Genomic DNA, 18,742 nt, shown 5'->3' on the forward strand with positions numbered 1-18,742 from the left:
CAGCCGGTGGCCATGCCCGGCCACCGGCGGGGGCGTCCCCGGCCACCGCCGAACAGGTGCCACCGCCGGGCGGTGGCGGCGGTGGTCGCGCCGGGGCCCGGATCGGGCTCGTACGGTCGTCTGGACCCGCCCAGCCGACCCCCGGGAGCGCCCCCGTGCGGAACACCAGCCCCCTGACCGGACGGCTCGCCGTCGTGACCGGTGCCGCCCGTGGACTGGGCGCGGCCATCGTCCGGGACCTGGCGGGGCGCGGCGCACGGATCGTCCTCCTGGGCCGGGAGGAGGACACCCTCGCGCAGGTGGCGGACTCGCTCCCGGCCGCCACGGAAACCCACTGCTACGCGGTGGACGTGGCCGACGACGCGGCGATGGCCCGGGTGGCCGACCGGATCCACGACCGCGTCGGCAGACCGTCGGTCGTCGTCGCCAACGCGGGCGTGGCCGAGGGCGGGCCCTTCGGGGAGTCGCCCCCGGCCACCTGGCGGCGCGTCATCGAGGTGAACCTCATCGGCAGCGCGAACACCGCGCGGGCCTTTCTGCCCGGCCTGCTCGCCACCCGCGGCTACTTCCTCCAGATCGCCTCGACGGCCGCCTTCGGCTCCGCGCCCATGATGAGCGCGTACTGCGCCTCGAAGGCGGGCGCCGAATCCTTCGCCCAGTCCCTGCGCGCCGAACTCGCCCACCAGGGGGTCGGTGTCGGCATCGGCTATCTGAGCTGGACCGACACCGACATGATCCGCGACGCGGACCGGTACGGGGTGCTGAGGGAACTGCGCGCCCATATGCCGCCACCGGCCCGGCGCGTCCACCCCGTCGCCACGGTGGCCGCGCGCATGGTGACCGCCGTCGAACGCCGCGCCGCCACCGTCTACGCACCGCCCTGGCTGCGCCTCGCCCAGCCGGTCCGCCCGCTGCTGCCGCCGCTGGTCACCTGGCTGTCCACGCGCGAACTGCCCCGGCTGGCCGAGCGGACCCGCTTCGAGGCCACCGGACTCCTCGGGGCCGGTGGCCGCGCTGACCAGGCGGCCGCCGAGGGGTGACACGCCACCGGGGTCAGCCGTTGTCGAGGATGGTGCCGTGCTCGTCCATGGTCGGGTGCATCTTCATGGGGCCGTAGGTGTCGAGGTCCGAGGGGCGGGGGGTCTCCGGTCCCTCGGGGCCGCTGCGCACCATCCGCTCGATGCGGCAGATCCGGAACAGACGGCCCTCCACGCGGGCTTCGTCGGCCCGGCGGGCGCGCCGGAATTCCTCGGCGGCCCGCGCGTACACCGCGCGCTTGTGGTCGTCGTACTCGTAGAGCAGCGGCCACATCTCGGCCATCCCCTGGTAGAGCAGCCGCCGCGCGTCGTGCGGGGTGGGCATCAGGGCGCCCTGCGGCCGCCACCGCTGCCCGGAGCGCTCGGCCACGCCGAAGCCGACCGGCAGCAGGATGATGTCGGGGTGGGTGGCGACGGCCCGCTCGGAGTGCTTGCGGACGACGGCGGGGAAGCGCGAGCCGGAGTAGGCGAAGGTGCTCAGCGCCAGCTTCATGGCGCCCGCCATCAGCCCGGCCTCGTCCTGCTCGGCGTCCAGGACGAACCCGGTGTCGGGCGACCGGGCCTCGTGCCGCCCGTCCCAGGAGATGAGGGACGGTTCGGGGTCGGTGGGCCGGGGCGGCTCCAGGTTGTGCTCGCCGGTACGGGCGAACTCGTCCCCGCGCACCACCCGGTAGCGCACGCCGAGCACCGTCACCTCGTTGAGCGGCTTCTTCTCCAGCTGGGCGACCGCCGCCAGCAGCGCGCGGCGGGTGGCGGGGTCGTCGGTGTCGTCCTTGGCCTTGAACCACAGGTACGAGTTCAGCTCGTCGCGGACCTCTTGCGGCATGCCGCTGGTCACCGGCTTCACCAGCCGCCAGTGCGGTCCGGCGGCGGGGTCCTGTATGGCGAGGCCGAAGACGGGTCCGCGGAGGGCGAGATGCGGATAGCGGGAGGACGCGTCCACGGCGTCGGCTTCGGTCACCCAGGCGGCGGGGTCGTCGCGCCGCACCAGATCCGCGTGGAGCCGGTCCAGCTTTCGCTTCCAGTGTTCGGCCATGCGCACATTGTCGAGGCTTCGGGGCAGCACACGGGCGGGAACGCCTCAAGTGATCAAAAGCCTTAAATCCGATGTCACTACTGTGTGTTCGCCGAGCTGGGCCGGTCGCGAGGTGGTCGGCGGAGTGGTAGCGGCGTGGCCGGTGGAGCGGTGCGTGGCGCGTCGCGGAAGGGCGATGGGGTGCGGCGCATAGCCTGACATATCCGTGTCTGCCGGGAGGTGTTCGAACGATGACGGCACGTCAGCACTGGCTCTTCGGCGATCAGCTCGGTCCCCACTTCGCCGACCACCGCCACCACGGCCCCGACGCCCGGGCCCCGCTGATCATGATCGAGGCGCGGTCGGTGCTGAGCCGCCGCCGCTTCCACCGGGCCAAGGCGCAGCTGCTGCTGTCGGCGATGCGCCACCGGGCGGCCGAACTCGGCGACCGGGTGACGTACGTCCAGGCCCGGACCTACCGCGAGGGGCTGGCCGAGGCCGCCGGACGCGACCGGGTGACGGTCTGCCACCCGACCTCCCGCCGGGCGCTGGAGCTGGTCGGGTCGCTCGACCAGGTCGACGTACTGCCCGCGAAGGGCTTCCTGGTGACGAGGGAGGACTTCGCCACCTGGGCCGCTGAGCACACCAGCGGCCGCCTCCGGATGGAGGACTTCTACCGCTGGGTGCGCCGTGGACACGAGCTGCTGATGGAGGGCGACGAGCCCGCGGGCGGCCGGTGGAACTTCGACCAGCACAACCGCGAACCCCCGCCGCGCGGCGCGCGCACCCTCGACGCCCCCGGCCCCTGGCGCCCCGACGAGGACGAGATCGACGAGCGGGTACGGCACGACCTGGACCGCTGGGAACGCGAGGGCACGGTCTCCTTCGTCGGCCGGGACGGCCCGCGGCGGTTCCCCGCGACCCGGCGCGAGGCGCTGGCGTCGCTGCGCCACTTCGTGACCCACCGGCTGCCCTGCTTCGGGCCGTACGAGGACGCGATGCTCGCGGCGGACCCGGTCATGTGCCACAGCCTGCTGTCGGCGCCGCTCAACCTCGGGCTGCTGCATCCGGCCGAGTGCGTGGACCGGGCGGAGCGCGCGTGGCGCGACGGCGCCGCGCCGCTGGCCGGGGTCGAGGGGTTCGTACGGCAGATCGCCGGATGGCGGGAGTACGTCTGGCAGCTGTACTGGCACTTCGGCGAGGACTACCGAGGCCGTAACGTGCTGCGCCACACCGCCCCGCTGCCCGGCTGGTTCCTGGACCTGGACGCCGACGCGGTGACCGCGCGCTGCCTCGCCACGGTGCTGGCCCAGGTCCGGGACACCGGGTGGACCCATCACATTCCCCGGCTGATGGTGCTCGGCAGCCGCGCGCTGCAGGACGGCTGGGACCCGGCGGCGGTCACCGACTGGTTCCACCGCTGCTTCGTCGACGGGTACGACTGGGTGATGCTGCCGAATGTCGTCGGCATGTCGCAGTACGCGGACGGCGGGCTCATGACGACCAAGCCGTACACCTCCGGCGGGGCGTACATCAACAGGATGAGCGACCTGTGCGGCCCCTGCGCCTACCGCCCGGCGGACCGGGCCGGGGAGCGGGCCTGCCCGTACACCACCGGCTACTGGTCCTTTCTGCACCGGCACCGCGAGCGCCTGGCCGGGAACCACCGCATGGTGCGGGCGGTGCGGGGGCTGGACCGGCTGGGCGATCTGCCGGAGGTGCTGGAGCGGGCCACGGCGCGGGGCGACGCGCCGCCGTGAGGTAAAAGCGCGCGTGAGATGTCGGCTCCCTTCTTCCCCAACAATTGCTTTACGGCGTGTGAAGTATCGCTGAATCTCAAGCCTCTTGTCCGCCGTGGGTGCCGGGTTTACAACTGACGCAACACCGAGACCCGCACGCCCTTCAGGAGGTTCCCATTGCGCCCGGAAACACTGAACGGCGGCCGCGTCATCATTGTCGGCGGCGGTGTGATCGGCGCCTCCATCGCATTCCACCTGAGTGAACGCGGATACCGCGATATCACCGTAGTGGAACGCGGACTGCCGGGAGAAGGTACGACGGCGTACGGGACCGGAGGCATCCGGCAGCAGTTCTCGACGCGCGTGAATATCGAGCTGGTGCGGCGCTCGCTTCCGTTCTGGCGGGACTTCGAGGAAATGACCGGGGCGCCGATGAATTTCCGGCAGCACGGTTACCTTTTCCTCATCTCGGACGCCGCCACCCTCCGTGTCTTCGAGAAGAACGCGGAACTGCAGCGGTCCCTCGGCGTCGACGTCACGATGCTCGACCCCCGGCAGGCGGCCGATATCTTTCCCGGAATCCGGACCGACGACCTGCTGGGCGCGACCTATTCCGCCGACGACGGGTCCGGTTCCCCGGCCGACGCCGTCGCCGGATATCTGCGCGCCGCGCGGGCCCACGGGGTCGAGGTCCGGCAGCACACCGAGTTCCGGGGGCTCATCACGGACGCCGACGGCGCGGTACGCGGCGTCCGCACCGCGCACGGCACGCTCGACGCCGAGCTGGTCGTGCTCGCGGCGGGGCCACAGGTCCGCGGGGTGGGGCGGCTGTGCGGGGTGGACATCCCCGTACGGCCGCACCCCCGGCAGGCGTTCGCCACCGGCCCGCTCCCGGCCCTGCACGGGGGGCTGCCGCTCGCCGTCGACATGGCCAGTGGCGCGTATGTGCACCCCGAGGCGGCCGGGACGGCGATCGTCGGGGGCAACGACCGCGACGCGCCCAGCAGCGAACACGCGGCGGTGGACTGGTCGCGGGTCGAGTCCCTGGCCGGTGCGCTGTCCCACCGCTTCCCCTCGCTGGAAGGCCTGGAGGTCACCCGGGGCTGGGCCGGGCTGCGGGAGATGACCGCCGACGACCACGCGATCGTCGGCCCGGTCGACGCGGTGCCCGGACTGTGGGTCGCGGCGGGCTTCTCCGGCCACGGCTTCATGCAGTCCCCGGCCGTCGGCGCGGCGCTCGCCGCATGGTGGCTGACGGGCGCCCCGCCCCTGGATCTCTCCGCGCTGCGGCTGTCCCGGTTCACCGACCGGGCGCTCGAACTCGAAACCGCCGTCTTCTGAGCCGACTTCCGAGCTGTCTGCCGAGCCGTCTTTCCGAGCCGTCTTCCGAACGGAGCCCGCCATGGCCTGCGACCCGAATCCGACCGGGGCCGAACTGCTCGTCGAAACGCTCGTCCGGCACGGCGTCGACACCGTCTTCGGTGTCCCCGGCGACACCGGCGTCGTCCTGTACGACGTGTTCGCGCGGCACACCGGCGCCCTGCGCCACGTGCTCGCCCGGGACGAACGCCACGCGGGCTACATGGCCGACGGCTACGCCAGAACCCACCGGCGGCTCGGTGTGTGCGAGGCGTCCAGCGGCGGTGGCGTCGTCTACCTGGCCGGTGGCCTGGGCGAGGCATACGCCTCCAGCGTGCCGGTCCTGGCGATCACCAGCGACATCCACCGGCGCAGCCGGGGCTCCGGCGCCATCACCGAGATCGACCAGGCAGCGCTCTTCGGCGCCGTCACCAAGTGGTGCCGCACCGCCGAGCGCGCCGCGGACATTCCCGCGCTGGTCGCGGAGGCCGTCGCCACCGCCACCCGTGGCCGCCCCGGGCCGGTCGCGCTGATCTTCCCCGAGGACATCCTGGAGGAACACGCGGCGGCCGACGTCCCCGAGGGTGATCCGGCGCTCCCGGCGGCCCGCCCCGGCGCCTCCGGATTCGCCGTCGCGGGCGTCGCCGCCGATCTGGCCCGCGCGGAACGGCCCGTGATCTTCGCGGGCGGCGGTGTCCACGCCTCGGGCGCCTGGCGGGAACTGCGCGCGCTCGCCGAGCACGGCGCGCTCCCGGTGGCCACCACGATCCACGGCAAGGGCGCGGTCCCGGAAGACCATCCGCTCTCCCTCGGCGTGGCGGGCGGCAACGGCTGCCGGGGCTACGCCAACGCGTACCTGGCCGGTGCCGACGCCGTGCTCCTCGTGGGCAGCCGGGCCAACGCCACCGACACCAACGGCTACACCGCCCCGCCCCGCGACCCCGGTGTCCGGGTGGCGCAGATCGACACGGACGCCTCCCGGGCGGGCCGCAACTTCCCCGGCAGCGTGCCCCTCGTCGGTGACGCGGCGACCGTCCTGGACCAGCTGCGCGGGCAGCTCCCGGCCGCCCCCGCCGCGGTCGTGGCGGCCCGGGAGGCGGGCATCGCCGAGGTACGGGAGGCCTGGGCGCGCACCGCCGCCGAGGCACTGCCGGACCCGGGCGAGGGCGTGCTCCAGCCGCGCGAGGTGATCCGGGTCCTGCACCGGGTGTTCGGCCCGCGCTGCTGGGTGGTGGCCGACCCCGGCACCCCGACGCCGAACCTCGCGGCGTACTGGGTGAGCGCGGGGGAGGGCTGGCGGGTGGTGATCCCCCGTGGCCACGGCCCGATGGGCTATGCCGTCCCGGCGGCGATCGGCGTGGCCGTCGCCCACCCCGGCGAGCGGGTCCTGTGCGTGACCACCGAGGGCAGCCTCGCCATGGGCGTCGGCGACTGGGAGACCGCGGCCCGTCTCGCGCTCCCCATCACGTACGTCGTGCTGGACAACACCTCGATGGCCTGGATCAAGATGCTCCAGCACCTGTTCCTCGAACAGCGCTATTTCGGGGTGGACCCCGGGCCGATCGACCCGGTCCCGCTGGCCACCGGCATGGGCCTCCCCGGCGCCAAGGCCACCACGCTCGACCAGCTGGAAGCGCTGGTCAAGGAGTCGGCCGGCCGCCAGGGGCCGTCGGTCGTCCATGTCCCCGTCCCCGAGCACAAGGACGCCCCGCCGCCCGTCGCGCCCTGGGAGGCCGTGCTCACCGGGCGGTCCACCGGCCGCCCCGTGTACTGACCCCGCCGCTTCCCGCCCCCGCCCGTCCGCCCACTTCACAGCACCCGCAGGTTTCCGGAAGGATCCGCTCATGGAGGCTCCCGCAACACTCTCCACGCCGCCTGACTCCGCCACCCCCGTGGTCGATCATCCGACCGCCATGCGGGCCGCACGGGCGAGCTTCACCGGCACCGCCATCGAGTGGTACGACTACTTCCTCTACGGCAGCGCCGCCGCCGTGGTGTTCCCCAAGGTGTTCTTCTCCGACCTCGGCGCCACCGCGGGCACGCTCACCTCCCTGGCCACCTTCGGTGTCGCCTTCTTCTTCCGGCCCCTCGGCGGCGTGATCTTCGGTCACTTCGGCGACCGGCTCAGCCGCAGGCAGGCCCTGGTGGCCACGCTGCTGATCATGGGCCTCGGCACCTTCGCGATCGGTCTGCTGCCCACCGTCGGACAGCTCGGTGTCCTCGCCCCCGTCCTGCTGGTCTTCCTGCGCATGCTGCAGGGCATCGGACTCGGTGGCGAATGGGGCGGCGCGGCTCTCCTCATCGTCGAAAGCGCCCCCGCGAAACGCCGCGGGCTGTACGCGTCGGCCTGCCAGCTCGGCGTACCGGCCGGGCAACTGGCCTCCGCGGGCATGGTGGCCCTGTTCTCGATGCTGCCCGAGGACCAGTTCCTCAGCTGGGGGTGGCGGATCCCGTTCCTCTTCAGCGGCCTGCTCGTGGCCTTCGGCCTCTACCTGCGCAAGCGGCTGCCCGAACCGCCCGAGTTCCAGGCGCTGAAGGACGCGCGGAAGCGGCCCAAGCTGCCGCTCGCGGAGGTCCTGCGCCACGCGAAGAAACAGACCCTCCTGCTGATTTTCGTGCAGGCCGCGTCCACGATCGGCTACTACCTCTTCACGGTGTACTCGCTGTCCTACGTCGAAGGCGATCTGGGGCTGCCGCAGTCCTGGGCGCTGAGCGGAGTGCTCATCGGCGCCGCGCTGCTGCTGCCCGCGATGCCGCTGTACGCCGCCCTGTCGGACCGGATCGGACGCCGCCCGGTGTACTTCGCCGGAACCCTGTTCATCGCCCTGTTCGCGATCCCCTTCTTCTGGCTGCTGGACACCCGCAACCCGTATCTCATCGCGCTGGCCATCATCCTGGCGCTGGTGTGCGGCTACGGTCCCACCGGGGCGCTCAACAGCGTCCTGTACGCCGAGCAGTACCCCACGCGCTACCGCTACACCGGAGCCTCGGTGGCCTACCAGATGTCCAGTGTGGTCGCCGGAGCGCCCGCGGCACTGGTCGCCGCCGCGCTGGTGTCCGCCACCGGATCGGGCATGGCAGTCTCCTGGTATGTGATCGGGGCGTCGGTGATCTCGCTGATCTGCGTGATCGCGCTCAAGGAGACCCATCGCACCGAACTGACGAAGGAGTAGAGACGATGGCGGACATCGGGATCGTCATGCTGGACAACCGGATTCCCCGCCCGGCCGGTGACGTGGGCAATCCCGCCAGCTTCGACTTCCCCGTCGCCATGGCGGTCGCCCCCGGGGCCGGTACCCGCCGGGTGGTGGAGCGCTCGGCCGAGGGCCTGCTCCCCGCGCTGACGGCCGCCGCCGTCGGCCTCCAGGAGGACGGGGCGGCCGCGGTGACCACCTGCTGTGGCTTCCTCGCCGTGCACCAGCCGGAGCTGGCCGACGCCCTGCGGGTCCCGGTGGCCACCTCCAGCCTCCTCCAGGTCCCCCTGGTGCTCCAGACCCTGCGCCACGACCAGAGGTGCTGCGTGCTCACGGTCAACGCGGGCACGCTCACCGACGCCCATCTGCGAGCGGTCGGCGTCGGCCCCGGCCTGCGCGACCGCGTCCACCTCACGGGTCTGGAACACACCGAACACCTCTTCCACGTGCTCACCGGCGATGACGAACCCCTCGACGTGGCGCGCGCGGAGGCCGAGGTGGTGGCCGTGGCACAGGCCGTGACCGGTGAGCACCCCGACATCGGCGCGTTCGTCCTCGAATGCACCAACCTCCCGCCCTACTCCGCCGCCATCAAGGCCGCCACCGGCCGCCCCGTCTGGGACGCGCTCACCCTCATCCGATGGCTGCACGGCGGCTGCGCGGGGACGACGGCACCCGGGACACGATGATGCTGAACATGGTGCATCTGCAGACCCTCCAGGCGGTGCTGGCCACCGGCTCGCTCAGCGGGGCCGCCAAGGAACTCGGCTACACCACCTCGGCGGTGTCCCAGCAGATCGCCGCGCTGGAGCGGGCGCTCGGCGTACGGCTCTTCGAACGCGGCCCGCGCAACCTGTGGCCGACCACGGCCGCCCTCCAGATGGGCCGCCACGCCACCCCGCTCCTGTCCCGGCTGGAGGAGGCCGAGGAGGACATCCGGGGGTACGCCGACGGCAACCGGGGGCGGCTCAGAGTGGCCGCGTTCCCGACCGTGAGCGCCGGGCTCCTGCCCAGGGCGCTGCGGCGACTGGTCGCCCGGCTCCCCGACGCCGAGATCACCCTGCAGAACGACGACGACCCCACGGACGTGGCCCTGGCCGTGTGCGAGGGCCGGGCGGACCTCGGCCTCGTCTACGCGTACGACCTCGTCCCCGAAACCTGGCCGGGCGAACTGACGCTCCGCCCGATCCTCGACGAGGAACTGCTCATCCTCTGCGGACCGGAACAGCACACCGCCGACGCGGACACCGTGGACCTGCGCGAACTCTCCGGCGCCATCTGGGTCACCAACGAGGAGGGCACCGCCGCCCACCAGAACCTCCTGCGGCTCTGCGCCCAGTGCGGATTCCGCCCCGAGATCCGCTTCACCAGCAACGACTACGACGTCATCCGTGGCATCGTGCGGGAGAACCTCGGCGTCGCGCTGGTCCCCGCGCTCTCCCTCGGCATCGACCGGGCGATCACGATGCGCCGCATGCGGACCCCCGGCCCGCGCCGCAAAGTGTTCGCCGTGCACCGGTCCACGGACCCCAACGCCCTGGTGCCCGCGGGCGTCGACGCCATCCGCGAGGCGGCGGAGGAGTTCGTGACCTGGACCACCGAGGCCTTCGGCGCCCGCGTCGACTCCCCCCTCGCCACGACCCCCGGCTGACACGGATCCCGCCGACGCCCGCGACAGCCGGGCCACCCCGTACAAGGACCTCCCCATGAACGTGGTTCCCCCCTGGCAGCTGCGGGCCCGATTCGCCCGCTCCCTATCCGACCTGTACGCCCACGAGGTGCCCGGCCACACCAGGCTCGTGGACGTGACCGCGCGGGTCAACGCCGATGTGCTGCGCCGGGACGGCGCCACGGCACAGCGGCTGGGCGGCATCGAGCGGGTGACCGCCGAGCGGCACGCCGCCATCGGGGTCGGCACACCCGCCGAGCTGCGCCGAGCGGGCCAGATCTTCGCCGCCCTGGGGATGCACCCGGTCGGCGCTTACGACCCGGGGGACGTGGCGGCCCGTCCGGCCCCGGCCGTCTCGACTCTGTTCCGGCCGGTCGACCCCGGGGAACTGGCCCGCGCTCCCTTCCGGGTGTTCGCCTCCGTCCTCGTCCCCGGCGACCGCCGGTCCTGCACCGCCGAACACCGGCAGTGCGTCTTCCCACCGGAGCTGCTGGGCCTCGCCGAGCGCGCCGAGGCCGAACACGGACTGCCGCCCGAGGACGCGCGGCGGTTCCTCGGCCTCGCCACCGCCGCCTTCCGGGCCTCCCGCGCACCGGTCGACCTCACACCCCGGGTCCTCGACATCGACGAGCTGAACCGGCGCATGGCGGAACGCGGCATCGCGGTGGCCGACGAGATCCAGGGCCCGCCCCGCTGGGACGGCCCGGACATCCTGCTGCGCCGGACCTCCTTCGGCCCGCGGTGCGCGGCGGAGGCCCGTGGCATCGCGCTCACCCCCGCCGGATGGGCCCGCTACGAGGCGATGACGGCCGAGACCGACCGGTTGCTCGCCATCGATCCGGGGCTCTCCCGCCAGGAGGCCGCCGCCAAGATCTGGGCCATGTGCCTGCCCGGCACACAGGCCGGACTCGCCCGGCGGGATCTCGCGTACTTCACTTTCCACGCCACCGACCCCGCCCACCGCCGCGACGGCCTGGGCCCGCCCGCCGGGCTGGCCGGGCTGCTCCACGGCGGCTGGATCACCGCGCGGCCGATCGTCTACGAGGACGCCCTGCCCCTGCCGGACGACGCCCTGCCCCCGCCGGACCCGGACTCCACGGCCCTCGGCGCCGACTGGCTGGCCGGGGTACTGGAGCGCCCCGTACACGACCCCGACGAGCACTACGCCAGGCAGCGCCGGGACTCTCTGGACGAGGCGGCACGAGCCCTGGGCATCGCCCCCATCGCGACGCCCGTCGCCCCGCCGTGGCCCCCTGACTAGGTGCGCGGCACCGTGCCGTTCAGGAAGCGCAGGAGCAGGTTGCGGCCGACCGCGCCCGCGATGCTGTGGTACGTGTCGTCGAAGGCGTGGTCGCTGTAGGGGATGGCGTTGAACCGCACATCGTCGCCGGCCTGCCGCAGCTGGTCGGCGAGCCCGCGGACCCGGGACTCCCGGATGAGGTGGTCGGAGGCGCCGGTGACCAGCAGCGACGGCATGAGACCGGGGCGGACGCGGCTGGTGGCGGAGGCGTAGCGGTAGCGCTGGGGGTGCTGGGCGGGGGTGCCGCCGGTGTAGGCCTCGGTGATCTCGCGCCCGTAGCCCAGCAGGCCGTTGTCCTGCCAGGTGCCCTTGAGGTCCGCGGCGGGGTAGAACCCGGCGACGGCGACCGGCGGGTCGGGCAGCCGTTCCGTGCAGCTGCTGCTGACCTGGCCGGTCTTCAGCCCGTACGCCACGTTCAGCGCGAGGCTTCCGCCCGCGGAGCCGCCCACCAGCACGGTGCGGGAGGTGTTGACGTCGTACAGGCGGGCCTTCCTGGCGAGCCGGGACATGGCGCAGACCACATCGCCCGAGGCGTCCTGCCAGCGCGGCGGCGGGCTGAGCCGGTAGTCGATGGACAGGACGGGGTAGCCGTGGTTCGCCAGCCAGCGGTAGTCGCCCTCCCGCTGGTTCCGGCTGCCGGTGGCGAAGCCGCCGCCGTGGATCCACACCACCATGGGCTTGTCGCCCTGGCTGTCTTCCGCGCGCGGTGCCCACAGCCCGGCCGCGAGCGTCCGGCCCTCGGCGCGGGCGTAGCCGATCACATGGTCCGGCGGCGCGGTGGGCTGATCGACGGCGAGGACGTCGGCGGTGGACACCGGCACGTTCTGGGCGTGGGCGTAGAGCAGCTGGGTGATCAGCACGGTGGTCGCGCCGATGGCGGTGATGGCCGAGGTGGCGGTGGTCCACACCGCCGTCCGGCGCTTCCCGCGCTTCCACGCCACCACCGCGCCCGCGGCGATGAGCAGGCCGAAGGCCACGTACCACAGCGGCCGGGGCCCGACCCAGGTGGTCGCGTAGTAGCCGAGCACGGGAACGGCCGGGACGAGCGTGCCGAGTGTGACCAGCGCCACCAGACCCGAGACCACCAGCCCCAGGCCGAGGGCCGAGCGGCGCACCCATCGGGGCACGGCGCTGCGTGAGGATATGCGGACACGGGTGTTCATATCGGGCCGTTCTCCTGTTCGCTGTCGTCGTTGGCTCAGGCGCCGTCAGCAGTGAGGAGGGCCCAGCTCGGAATTCAGGGTAGCCAGCGCATGGCTACTTGGCGTACAGCAGGGTGCCGAAGCCGGTCTGGTCGAAGCCGCCGCTGGTCGAGCCGTAGTCACCGCCGCCGCCCTCGGGCCGGACGCTCTCGGCGATGGCCTTGATGTACGGCACGTCCAGGCCGCGCCTGCGGCCGTAGTGGTAGTACAGGAGGTCCCAGACCGGGCGGACCTGTCCACGGCTCGCGGCGGAGATCACGGTGTGCGACCGCTGGGCGCAGTTCTGGCCGGTGCCCCAGGTGTAGGTGGTGAAGGGGACATCGTGGCCGAGGTTGTACTTGGCGACGTACTGGGCGGCCTTCATGAAGCGGTCGCCGTCGTAGCCGTACAGATCGTCGCCCTGGGACCAGGCCATTTCGCAGAAGGCGCCCAGCTGGCCCATGCCCATCATGGTGTGGCCCTGGTCCCGGCCGGACTCCTGCCACTGGCCGAGGGCGTAGCCGTCGACGTTGTCGTACACAAACGGGACGGCGTGCCGGATGGAGCCGTTGCCCGCGCCGCTCTTGAAGTAGTTCACCGCCTGGTCGTACTTCGCGGCGTCGTCGCACAGGATCCCGATGGCGAGGATCGAGTTCATGGTGCACAGGTCCCAGTTGGCCCAGTAGTTGGTGACGCAGGCGTCGTTGTGCTGGTTGAGGAACTGGTTGTTGAGCGGGTAGAAGACGTCGCGCATCATCGTCTGGAAGCGGCCGAGGTCGAATCCGCTGTAGCCGCGCATGAGTTCGGCGGCGCCTGCGAACTGGTAGCCGTAGAGCCCGGCGGCCAGGAAGCGGTCCGCGTTGCCGGTGACGGTGGTGAGGGTGGCCGACCAGGCGTTGAGGATCGCGACGGCGGTGTCGCCGTGGGCGGTGGTGCCCGCGATCTTCCAGCGCAGGGCGTTCTGGTAGGCGGCGTGGATGTCGTTGTAGAGGATGCCGTAGTTCTCGCCGGTCCCGCCGCGGATGATGGTCTTCTGCGGGTTGGGGGCCCAGGTGCTCGCGGAGTGGCGGTTGGCGGTCAGGCGGTTCCACCCGGAAAGCCACGGCTCGGTGCCTGCGGCGACCCGTACCTTGGCGCGGTTGAGTTCGCCGTAGGCGTGCAGCATGCCCGGGTGCGTGAAGGCGGCGGGCGCGGCGTCCGCGCTGCCGCCGGTGACGGCGGCCGCTCCGGCGCCGACGGCGAGGGCGGCGGTGAGGCCGCCCGCTGACCGCAGCAGGGTGCGGCGGGTCGGCTGGTGTGCGGGCGGGGGAGTGGGGATGTGTTCACGGCTCATCGTGGGGTGTCTCCGCTCTGTGCGGGGGTGATGTGCACGCGGTCGAACCGCGTGGTGGTGCGGGCCAGCGGGTCGCGGGAGCAGACCACGAGGCCCACGTGGTACGGGGCGTCACCGAAGCCGGGGACGGCGCCCTCGGCGAGGGGAATCCACGTGGCGCCGTCGTCGGTGGACAGGGCGGCGGCGAAGATGGTCCCGGTGCGCTTCAGCCGCAGCAGGCAGGGCAGGGCGAGGTGGCCGTTTCCCGCGAGGTGGCCGTCTCCGGTGAGGCGGCCGTTTCCGGTGAAGGCGGACGGGCCCGCCACCACCGGGCGCAGCATGAGCTGCGCGGTGGTCCCGCCGGTGACGATCGCCCCGGCCGCCTGGTCGAACGGCGACAGGGACTTGGCCATCAGCAGCCCGACCCGGTCGGCGGTGGTGGCGCCGGTCCGCGAGACGAGCCGGGCGGTGAACTCGCAGTCGCCGCTGACGTACCTGCGCGCGAACTGCCCCGTCATTCCCTGCCCGTTGACGGTGAGATCGGTCCCGGCGCCGCGCACGGTGAACGTCCCCGCGTCGTACGCGGTGATTCCCGGGGTGCGTACGGCCACGACGCCGTACGTGCCGAAGGCGCGCTCGTCGAGGACTGGATCCCCGAGGTCGCCGTACGACCAGGGCGCGGGCGGCGGCGTGCCGACGTCCAGGGTCAGGCTGCCGGTGGCGGTGCCGGACGCGTTGCCCGCCCTGGTGGTGAGCGTGTAGGTGCCGGTCGCCGAGGGCCGTCCGGAGATCAGCCCGGTACGTTCGTCGATGCGCAGGGCACCGGGCAGGCCGGTCGCGGTGAACCGTACCGGCTCGTGCGTGGCGCGGAGGAGATGGCGGAACGGGACACCGAGATTCGCGAACACCGTCTCCGCTGAAGTGAGTTGGGGCACCGAAGGGGTCGGCATGCGGGCGCTCACGGGAGTGGAGCGCGGCCCGCGCCCACCGCGGTTCGTCTTCGCGACGACGTAGTGGTACGTCCGCCCGGGCGCCCCGGTGGCGTCCGCGTACCGGACGCGGGTGCCGAAGCCGACCGGGCCCACTCCGGTGGCGACGGTCTCGTACGGGCCGAGGGCGCGCTCGGCCCGCAGCACCGTGTACCGGGCGGCGGGGTCCGGATCGGTCCAGGCCAGCTCGATGGCGTCGGTCACGGCCGACGCCCGCAGGCCGGTGGCGGTGCGCACCGGGCGCGGCACGGTCCACAGCGGTCCGGCCGGGGAGACCACGCTGACGTTGTCGAAGGCGCCGGTACCCGTCTCGGCGTACGCCTCGTCCGCGCCCAGACAGGAGGTCAGGGTGAGGCCCGCGAAGGTGGTGCGGCCGAGCCGGACCTCGGCGGATCCCACCTCGGTCCACCGCTCGCCGTCCGGGGAGATGGCGCCGGTGCAGCGGCCGCCCCGGCGGGTCACCCGTACCCAGTACGGGGCGCGCAGCCGGTAGCCGTCGCCCGCGCCCTCGACCCAGGGGGCCTCCAGGGGCGTGGCCGACGCGGGCAGGGTGCCCAGGTCGGAGATCGGGAACGCCGCGGCGGTGGTGATGGCCTGCCGCTGGGACGGCGGCACGGGGGTGCTGCCGGTGGCCGAGACGGGAGCCCCGGCCGAGCGGCGTACGGTCCACACACCGCTCCAGGTGTGCAGCGGCAGCCCCTGGATCAGCATCGCGGCGTACGGGGCGTCCGGGTCGAGGGAGCCGCGGACCGTGACGCCGATCGTGGAGTACTGCGAGCTGAGCGGCCACACGATCCGTGCGGTCACCGTGCCGTCGCCGTGCAGCGGCAGGCGCACCAGGCGGCAGGTGTCCGGGGTGCCGCCCGACTCCAGGACGAAGCGCTCGCCGTCGAAGGTGGCGGAGCCCGGTCTCCGCGGTGTCCCCACGTCCCCGGTCGACCACGGCCCGGGCAGCCCGGCCGTCGCCGCCATCCAGCCCGAACTGTCGCTCGTACCAAAGGAGTTGGCGGAGCTGACCGTGTAGTAGTAGGTCTGTCCGGTGCGCACCGCACGGTCGGTGTACGCGGGTGTCCCGACCCCGGAGGCGATCCGCTCGTACGGCCCGTCGGGTCCGGTGGCGCGCCGGACCGTGTAGCCGGTCGCCCACGCGGACGGCAGCCAGGCCAGGGTGACGGCGTGGCGGGTACCGGTCGCGGTGAGCCCGGCGGGCGCTGTCGGCGCGGCGGGGGTGGCCGTGGCCCCGGCGTAGGTGAGTGTGCCCCACCCGGGCAGGTCGTCGTTGCCGCCCTCGACGGCGCGGGCGCCGCCGGGACCACGGAAGACCGCGCGCCTCGTGTGCGGGGTGGCGAGGCCGCGTACGCCCGCGTAGTGCGCGTACGCCATCTCGTAGACCGGTGGCAGGGTGCCGCGCGCCTTGCCGGACACCGACGTCTTGAGGTATTTGCCGGTGCGGTCCAGGTCGGGGGAGAAGGGGACGTCGCCGCCGAGGTTGTAGCGGGCGGCGTACTCGACGTTCGCCAGGATCCTGTTGCCGTTGATTCCCCACAGGTCGACGCCCTGGTTCCAGGCCACCTGGGCGGCGTCGCCGAGCAGGCCGACCGCGAGCTGCTCATGGCCCTGGTCACGGCCGCTCTCCTGGCCCTGACCCGCGCCGGTGACGACGCGGTGCCGGACGCTTCCGTTGCCCGCGCCGGCCGCCGCGTACCGCAGCGCGTCCTCGAAGAGCGCGGGCTCCTCGCAGAACACACCGATGGCCAGGATGGTCTGGACCGCCGTGAGGTCCCAGTTGCCGTTGGCGTAGAGCATGTACCCGGACACCGCCGGATACCAGACGCGCAGAAAGGACTCCTCGCAGCGCGCGATGGCCGCCGGGTCCCAGCCGTCGTAGCCGCTGTGCCGCAGCAGCTCGGCCGCGTTGACGAACAGGAAGGCCTGCAGCCCGGCGCCGAGGGGCCCGTCCGCTCCGGTGATGGCGGTGAGCGACGCCGACCAGGCGTCCAGGATGGCGCGGGCCTTGTCGGCGTGGGCACGGTCGCCGGTGACGCACCACATGAGGGCGTTCTGGTAGGCGGCGGCGGAGTCGGCGACGGCTTCGTTCATGAACCGGGCCGGACCGCGGCCCCAGGAGGTGATCTGGCCGGTGTTCCGCACGGTGTACGCGGACGACGAGCGGGGGCTTGCCGCGAGCGCCGAAAAGCCGTCGTGGACCGGGGATTCCCCGGCGGCGACCGCGGCCCTCATCCGCGCCAGGTCGGCGGCGCCGTGCAGCAGCCCGGGGTGGGTGAAGGCCCGGCCGGTGTTCCGGCCCGGCTGTGCCAACGCGGGCACGGCGAGGCCGCTCGCGCACGGTGCGAGCAGCAGGGCCGCGGCGCCGCCGAGGAAGCCCCGGCGGCCCGGTGCGGGGCCCGTCATGACGCGGCGGCCTCGGCGGCGGTGAGGAACCTGAGGTTCGTCACATGCTCGTTGACGTGCATGGGGACGAAGTCCGCGGCCACGTACCAGGTCGGCTTCTTCATGCTGTCGGCGATGACCGTGCCGCCCACCACCAGGTTCTCGAAGGTGACGTTCCTGATGGCGTGCTCGGCGTCGTAGCCGAGCAGCAGACACGGGCTGCCGTGGGTCCCGGAGTAGCTGAGGTCCTTCACGTACACGTCCTCGATGCCCCGGCCGACCGAGGTGTTGTACTTCGCGTTGTACATGACCCGCATATGGATGAGCTGGCCCTGCCGGAAGTCCTCGACCCGGACGCCGTCGACGCGCACGTTTCTGATGAGGTTGCTGTCGCCGGGGTTGAGTGCGATACAGCCCTGGTAGCCCGTCTGGGGTTCGCGGTGGTCGAGGATGTCCAGGTTGCTGAAGGTCAGGTTCTCCAGGACCTCGGGCGCGTCGGTGTTGCCGTGGGTGCCCACGTTGACGGGATGCGCCACGTCGGCCCACAGGGTGGAGTTCTTGACGGTGACGTTCCGGGTGTCGCCGTAGTAGTCCCAGCGGTGGGTGTAGATGGCCACGCAGTCGTCGGCGTTGCGCATGAAGACACCGTCGATCGTGACGTCGGAGCTGGAGAAGACATCGATGCCGTCGCCGTTGCCCTTGGAGCTGAAGGCGGCCATGCCGCTGAGGGTGATGTGCTCGGACTCGCCGATGGTGACGGCGTATCCGCCCGGGTTGAGCATCGTCACGGCGCCGATGGTGATGTGCTTCGACCCCTCGACGGTGGCGCCGCCGCCGGGCGCCGCGTGGATGACACCGCGCCCGGTGAGCCCCGCGTTCTCGACGTCCTTGAAGATCACCCGGGACTTCAGGACGGCACCGCCGTCCAGATGGACGGTCTTGCCGGACGGCACGGTCAGGGTGCCTCCCGGCGTGGTGTGCACCCCGGGGCCGAAGTGGATGACATCCGGATCGTCCGCGGCGGGGCGGTCCGTCTCCAGGGGGCGGGCGAGCAGATGCAGACAGTCGAAGATCTGGTCGTCGGCCTGGACGACGAGGTTGCGCGGCTCGGTGAGCCGGAACCGGGCCGTGTCTCCGCGCACCTCGGGAGCGATGCCGTAGGAGTCGGGCCGTATCCGCACCTTGCCGACACCGCCCTTGATGAAGGTCACCTCGACGTCCACGCTGCCCGAGAAGTCGAAGTACGCGAGCGTCGAGTTCTGCTGACGACCGCTGCCGGTGGTGGTGTCGACCAGGTTCAGCGTGGCCAGATAGGTGCCGAGCCTGTGCCATCTGCCGCCGGGAGTACGGACCTTGACGGTGAAGCTGTCGGTCTTCACGGGGGCTCCCGACGGCACCGGATAGGTGACGAGCCGTGCCGTGCCACCGGCCTCACCGGCTGTGGCGCTGGTCGCGGTGGTGTCGGTCAGACCCGCGGCGAGCGCGGTGGCACCTGCCGCCTGAAGGGTGGCGCGACGGGACAAGGGTGGGTTCATGGCTGACTCCCTGCGCGGCGG

Annotated in this window: 13 protein-coding genes; 8 read left to right on the forward strand and 5 right to left on the reverse strand. The window is 72.7% G+C overall.

The annotated features are described in order from the left end of the window. The first annotated feature begins 155 nt into the window (after positions 1-155). Entirely contained in the window at positions 156-1,040 is an 885-nt protein-coding gene (locus ACFV9T_RS23155; protein WP_385443540.1) for an SDR family oxidoreductase, read from the forward strand. 13 nt (positions 1,041-1,053) lie between these two features. Here the strand turns inward: ACFV9T_RS23155 and ACFV9T_RS23160 are convergent, their stop codons facing one another. Continuing rightward, positions 1,054-2,073 carry a DUF5954 family protein gene (locus ACFV9T_RS23160; protein WP_385443347.1) on the reverse strand — a complete coding sequence of 340 codons (1,020 nt, stop codon included), beginning with the start codon at positions 2,071-2,073 and terminating at the stop codon, positions 1,054-1,056. A 230-nt stretch (positions 2,074-2,303) separates the two neighbouring features. Here ACFV9T_RS23160 and ACFV9T_RS23165 point away from each other — a divergent pair, with 230 nt between their 5' ends. The 7 genes from ACFV9T_RS23165 to ACFV9T_RS23195 all read left to right on the forward strand — a co-directional run bounded on the left by ACFV9T_RS23165 (position 2,304) and on the right by ACFV9T_RS23195 (position 11,274). Further along, positions 2,304-3,812: a cryptochrome/photolyase family protein gene (locus ACFV9T_RS23165; protein ID WP_385443349.1), complete on the forward strand. Its 1,509-nt coding sequence runs from the start codon at positions 2,304-2,306 to the stop codon at positions 3,810-3,812. A gap of 156 nt (positions 3,813-3,968) precedes the next feature. Continuing rightward, entirely contained in the window at positions 3,969-5,132 is a 1,164-nt protein-coding gene (locus ACFV9T_RS23170; protein WP_385443352.1) for an NAD(P)/FAD-dependent oxidoreductase, read from the forward strand. 61 nt (positions 5,133-5,193) lie between these two features. Then, positions 5,194-6,924, forward strand: coding sequence for a thiamine pyrophosphate-binding protein (locus tag ACFV9T_RS23175; protein ID WP_385443354.1), 1,731 nt, complete (start codon positions 5,194-5,196; stop codon positions 6,922-6,924). Between the two features lie 70 nt (positions 6,925-6,994). Next, positions 6,995-8,323, forward strand: coding sequence for an MFS transporter (locus tag ACFV9T_RS23180; protein ID WP_385443356.1), 1,329 nt, complete (start codon positions 6,995-6,997; stop codon positions 8,321-8,323). A 5-nt stretch (positions 8,324-8,328) separates the two neighbouring features. Next, positions 8,329-9,033 carry a hypothetical protein gene (locus ACFV9T_RS23185; RefSeq protein ID WP_385443358.1) on the forward strand — a complete coding sequence of 235 codons (705 nt, stop codon included), beginning with the start codon at positions 8,329-8,331 and terminating at the stop codon, positions 9,031-9,033. Further along, a complete protein-coding gene (locus ACFV9T_RS23190; protein WP_385443360.1) occupies positions 8,985-9,995 on the forward strand; it encodes a LysR family transcriptional regulator in 1,011 nt (336 codons plus the stop codon). Before ACFV9T_RS23185 ends, ACFV9T_RS23190 begins: the two co-directional genes overlap by 49 nt. Before the next feature lie 55 nt (positions 9,996-10,050). Further along, on the forward strand, positions 10,051-11,274 hold the full coding sequence (locus tag ACFV9T_RS23195) for a 2-oxoadipate dioxygenase/decarboxylase family protein (protein ID WP_385443362.1): 1,224 nt from the start codon (positions 10,051-10,053) through the stop codon (positions 11,272-11,274). Here the strand turns inward: ACFV9T_RS23195 and ACFV9T_RS23200 are convergent. From ACFV9T_RS23200 to ACFV9T_RS23215, 4 genes are all read right to left on the reverse strand, one after another. Next, entirely contained in the window at positions 11,271-12,476 is a 1,206-nt protein-coding gene (locus ACFV9T_RS23200; RefSeq protein ID WP_385443365.1) for an alpha/beta hydrolase, read from the reverse strand. The two genes, ACFV9T_RS23195 and ACFV9T_RS23200, sit on opposite strands and share 4 nt — an antisense overlap. A 94-nt stretch (positions 12,477-12,570) precedes the next feature. Then, positions 12,571-13,827, reverse strand: coding sequence for an alginate lyase family protein (locus tag ACFV9T_RS23205; RefSeq protein ID WP_385443367.1), 1,257 nt, complete (start codon positions 13,825-13,827; stop codon positions 12,571-12,573). Then, positions 13,824-17,207 carry an alginate lyase family protein gene (locus ACFV9T_RS23210; RefSeq protein ID WP_385443370.1) on the reverse strand — a complete coding sequence of 1,128 codons (3,384 nt, stop codon included), beginning with the start codon at positions 17,205-17,207 and terminating at the stop codon, positions 13,824-13,826. Before ACFV9T_RS23210 ends, ACFV9T_RS23205 begins: the two co-directional genes overlap by 4 nt. Then, positions 17,204-18,721 (reverse strand): glycosyl hydrolase family 28 protein, encoded by a 1,518-nt coding sequence (locus ACFV9T_RS23215; RefSeq protein ID WP_385443372.1) that lies wholly within the window; start codon positions 18,719-18,721, stop codon positions 17,204-17,206. Before ACFV9T_RS23215 ends, ACFV9T_RS23210 begins: the two co-directional genes overlap by 4 nt. Between the last annotated feature and the right edge of the window lie 21 nt (positions 18,722-18,742).

The sequence above is a fragment of the Streptomyces sp. NPDC059850 genome, from assembly GCF_042731515.1.
Lineage (GTDB): Bacteria > Actinomycetota > Actinomycetes > Streptomycetales > Streptomycetaceae > Streptomyces.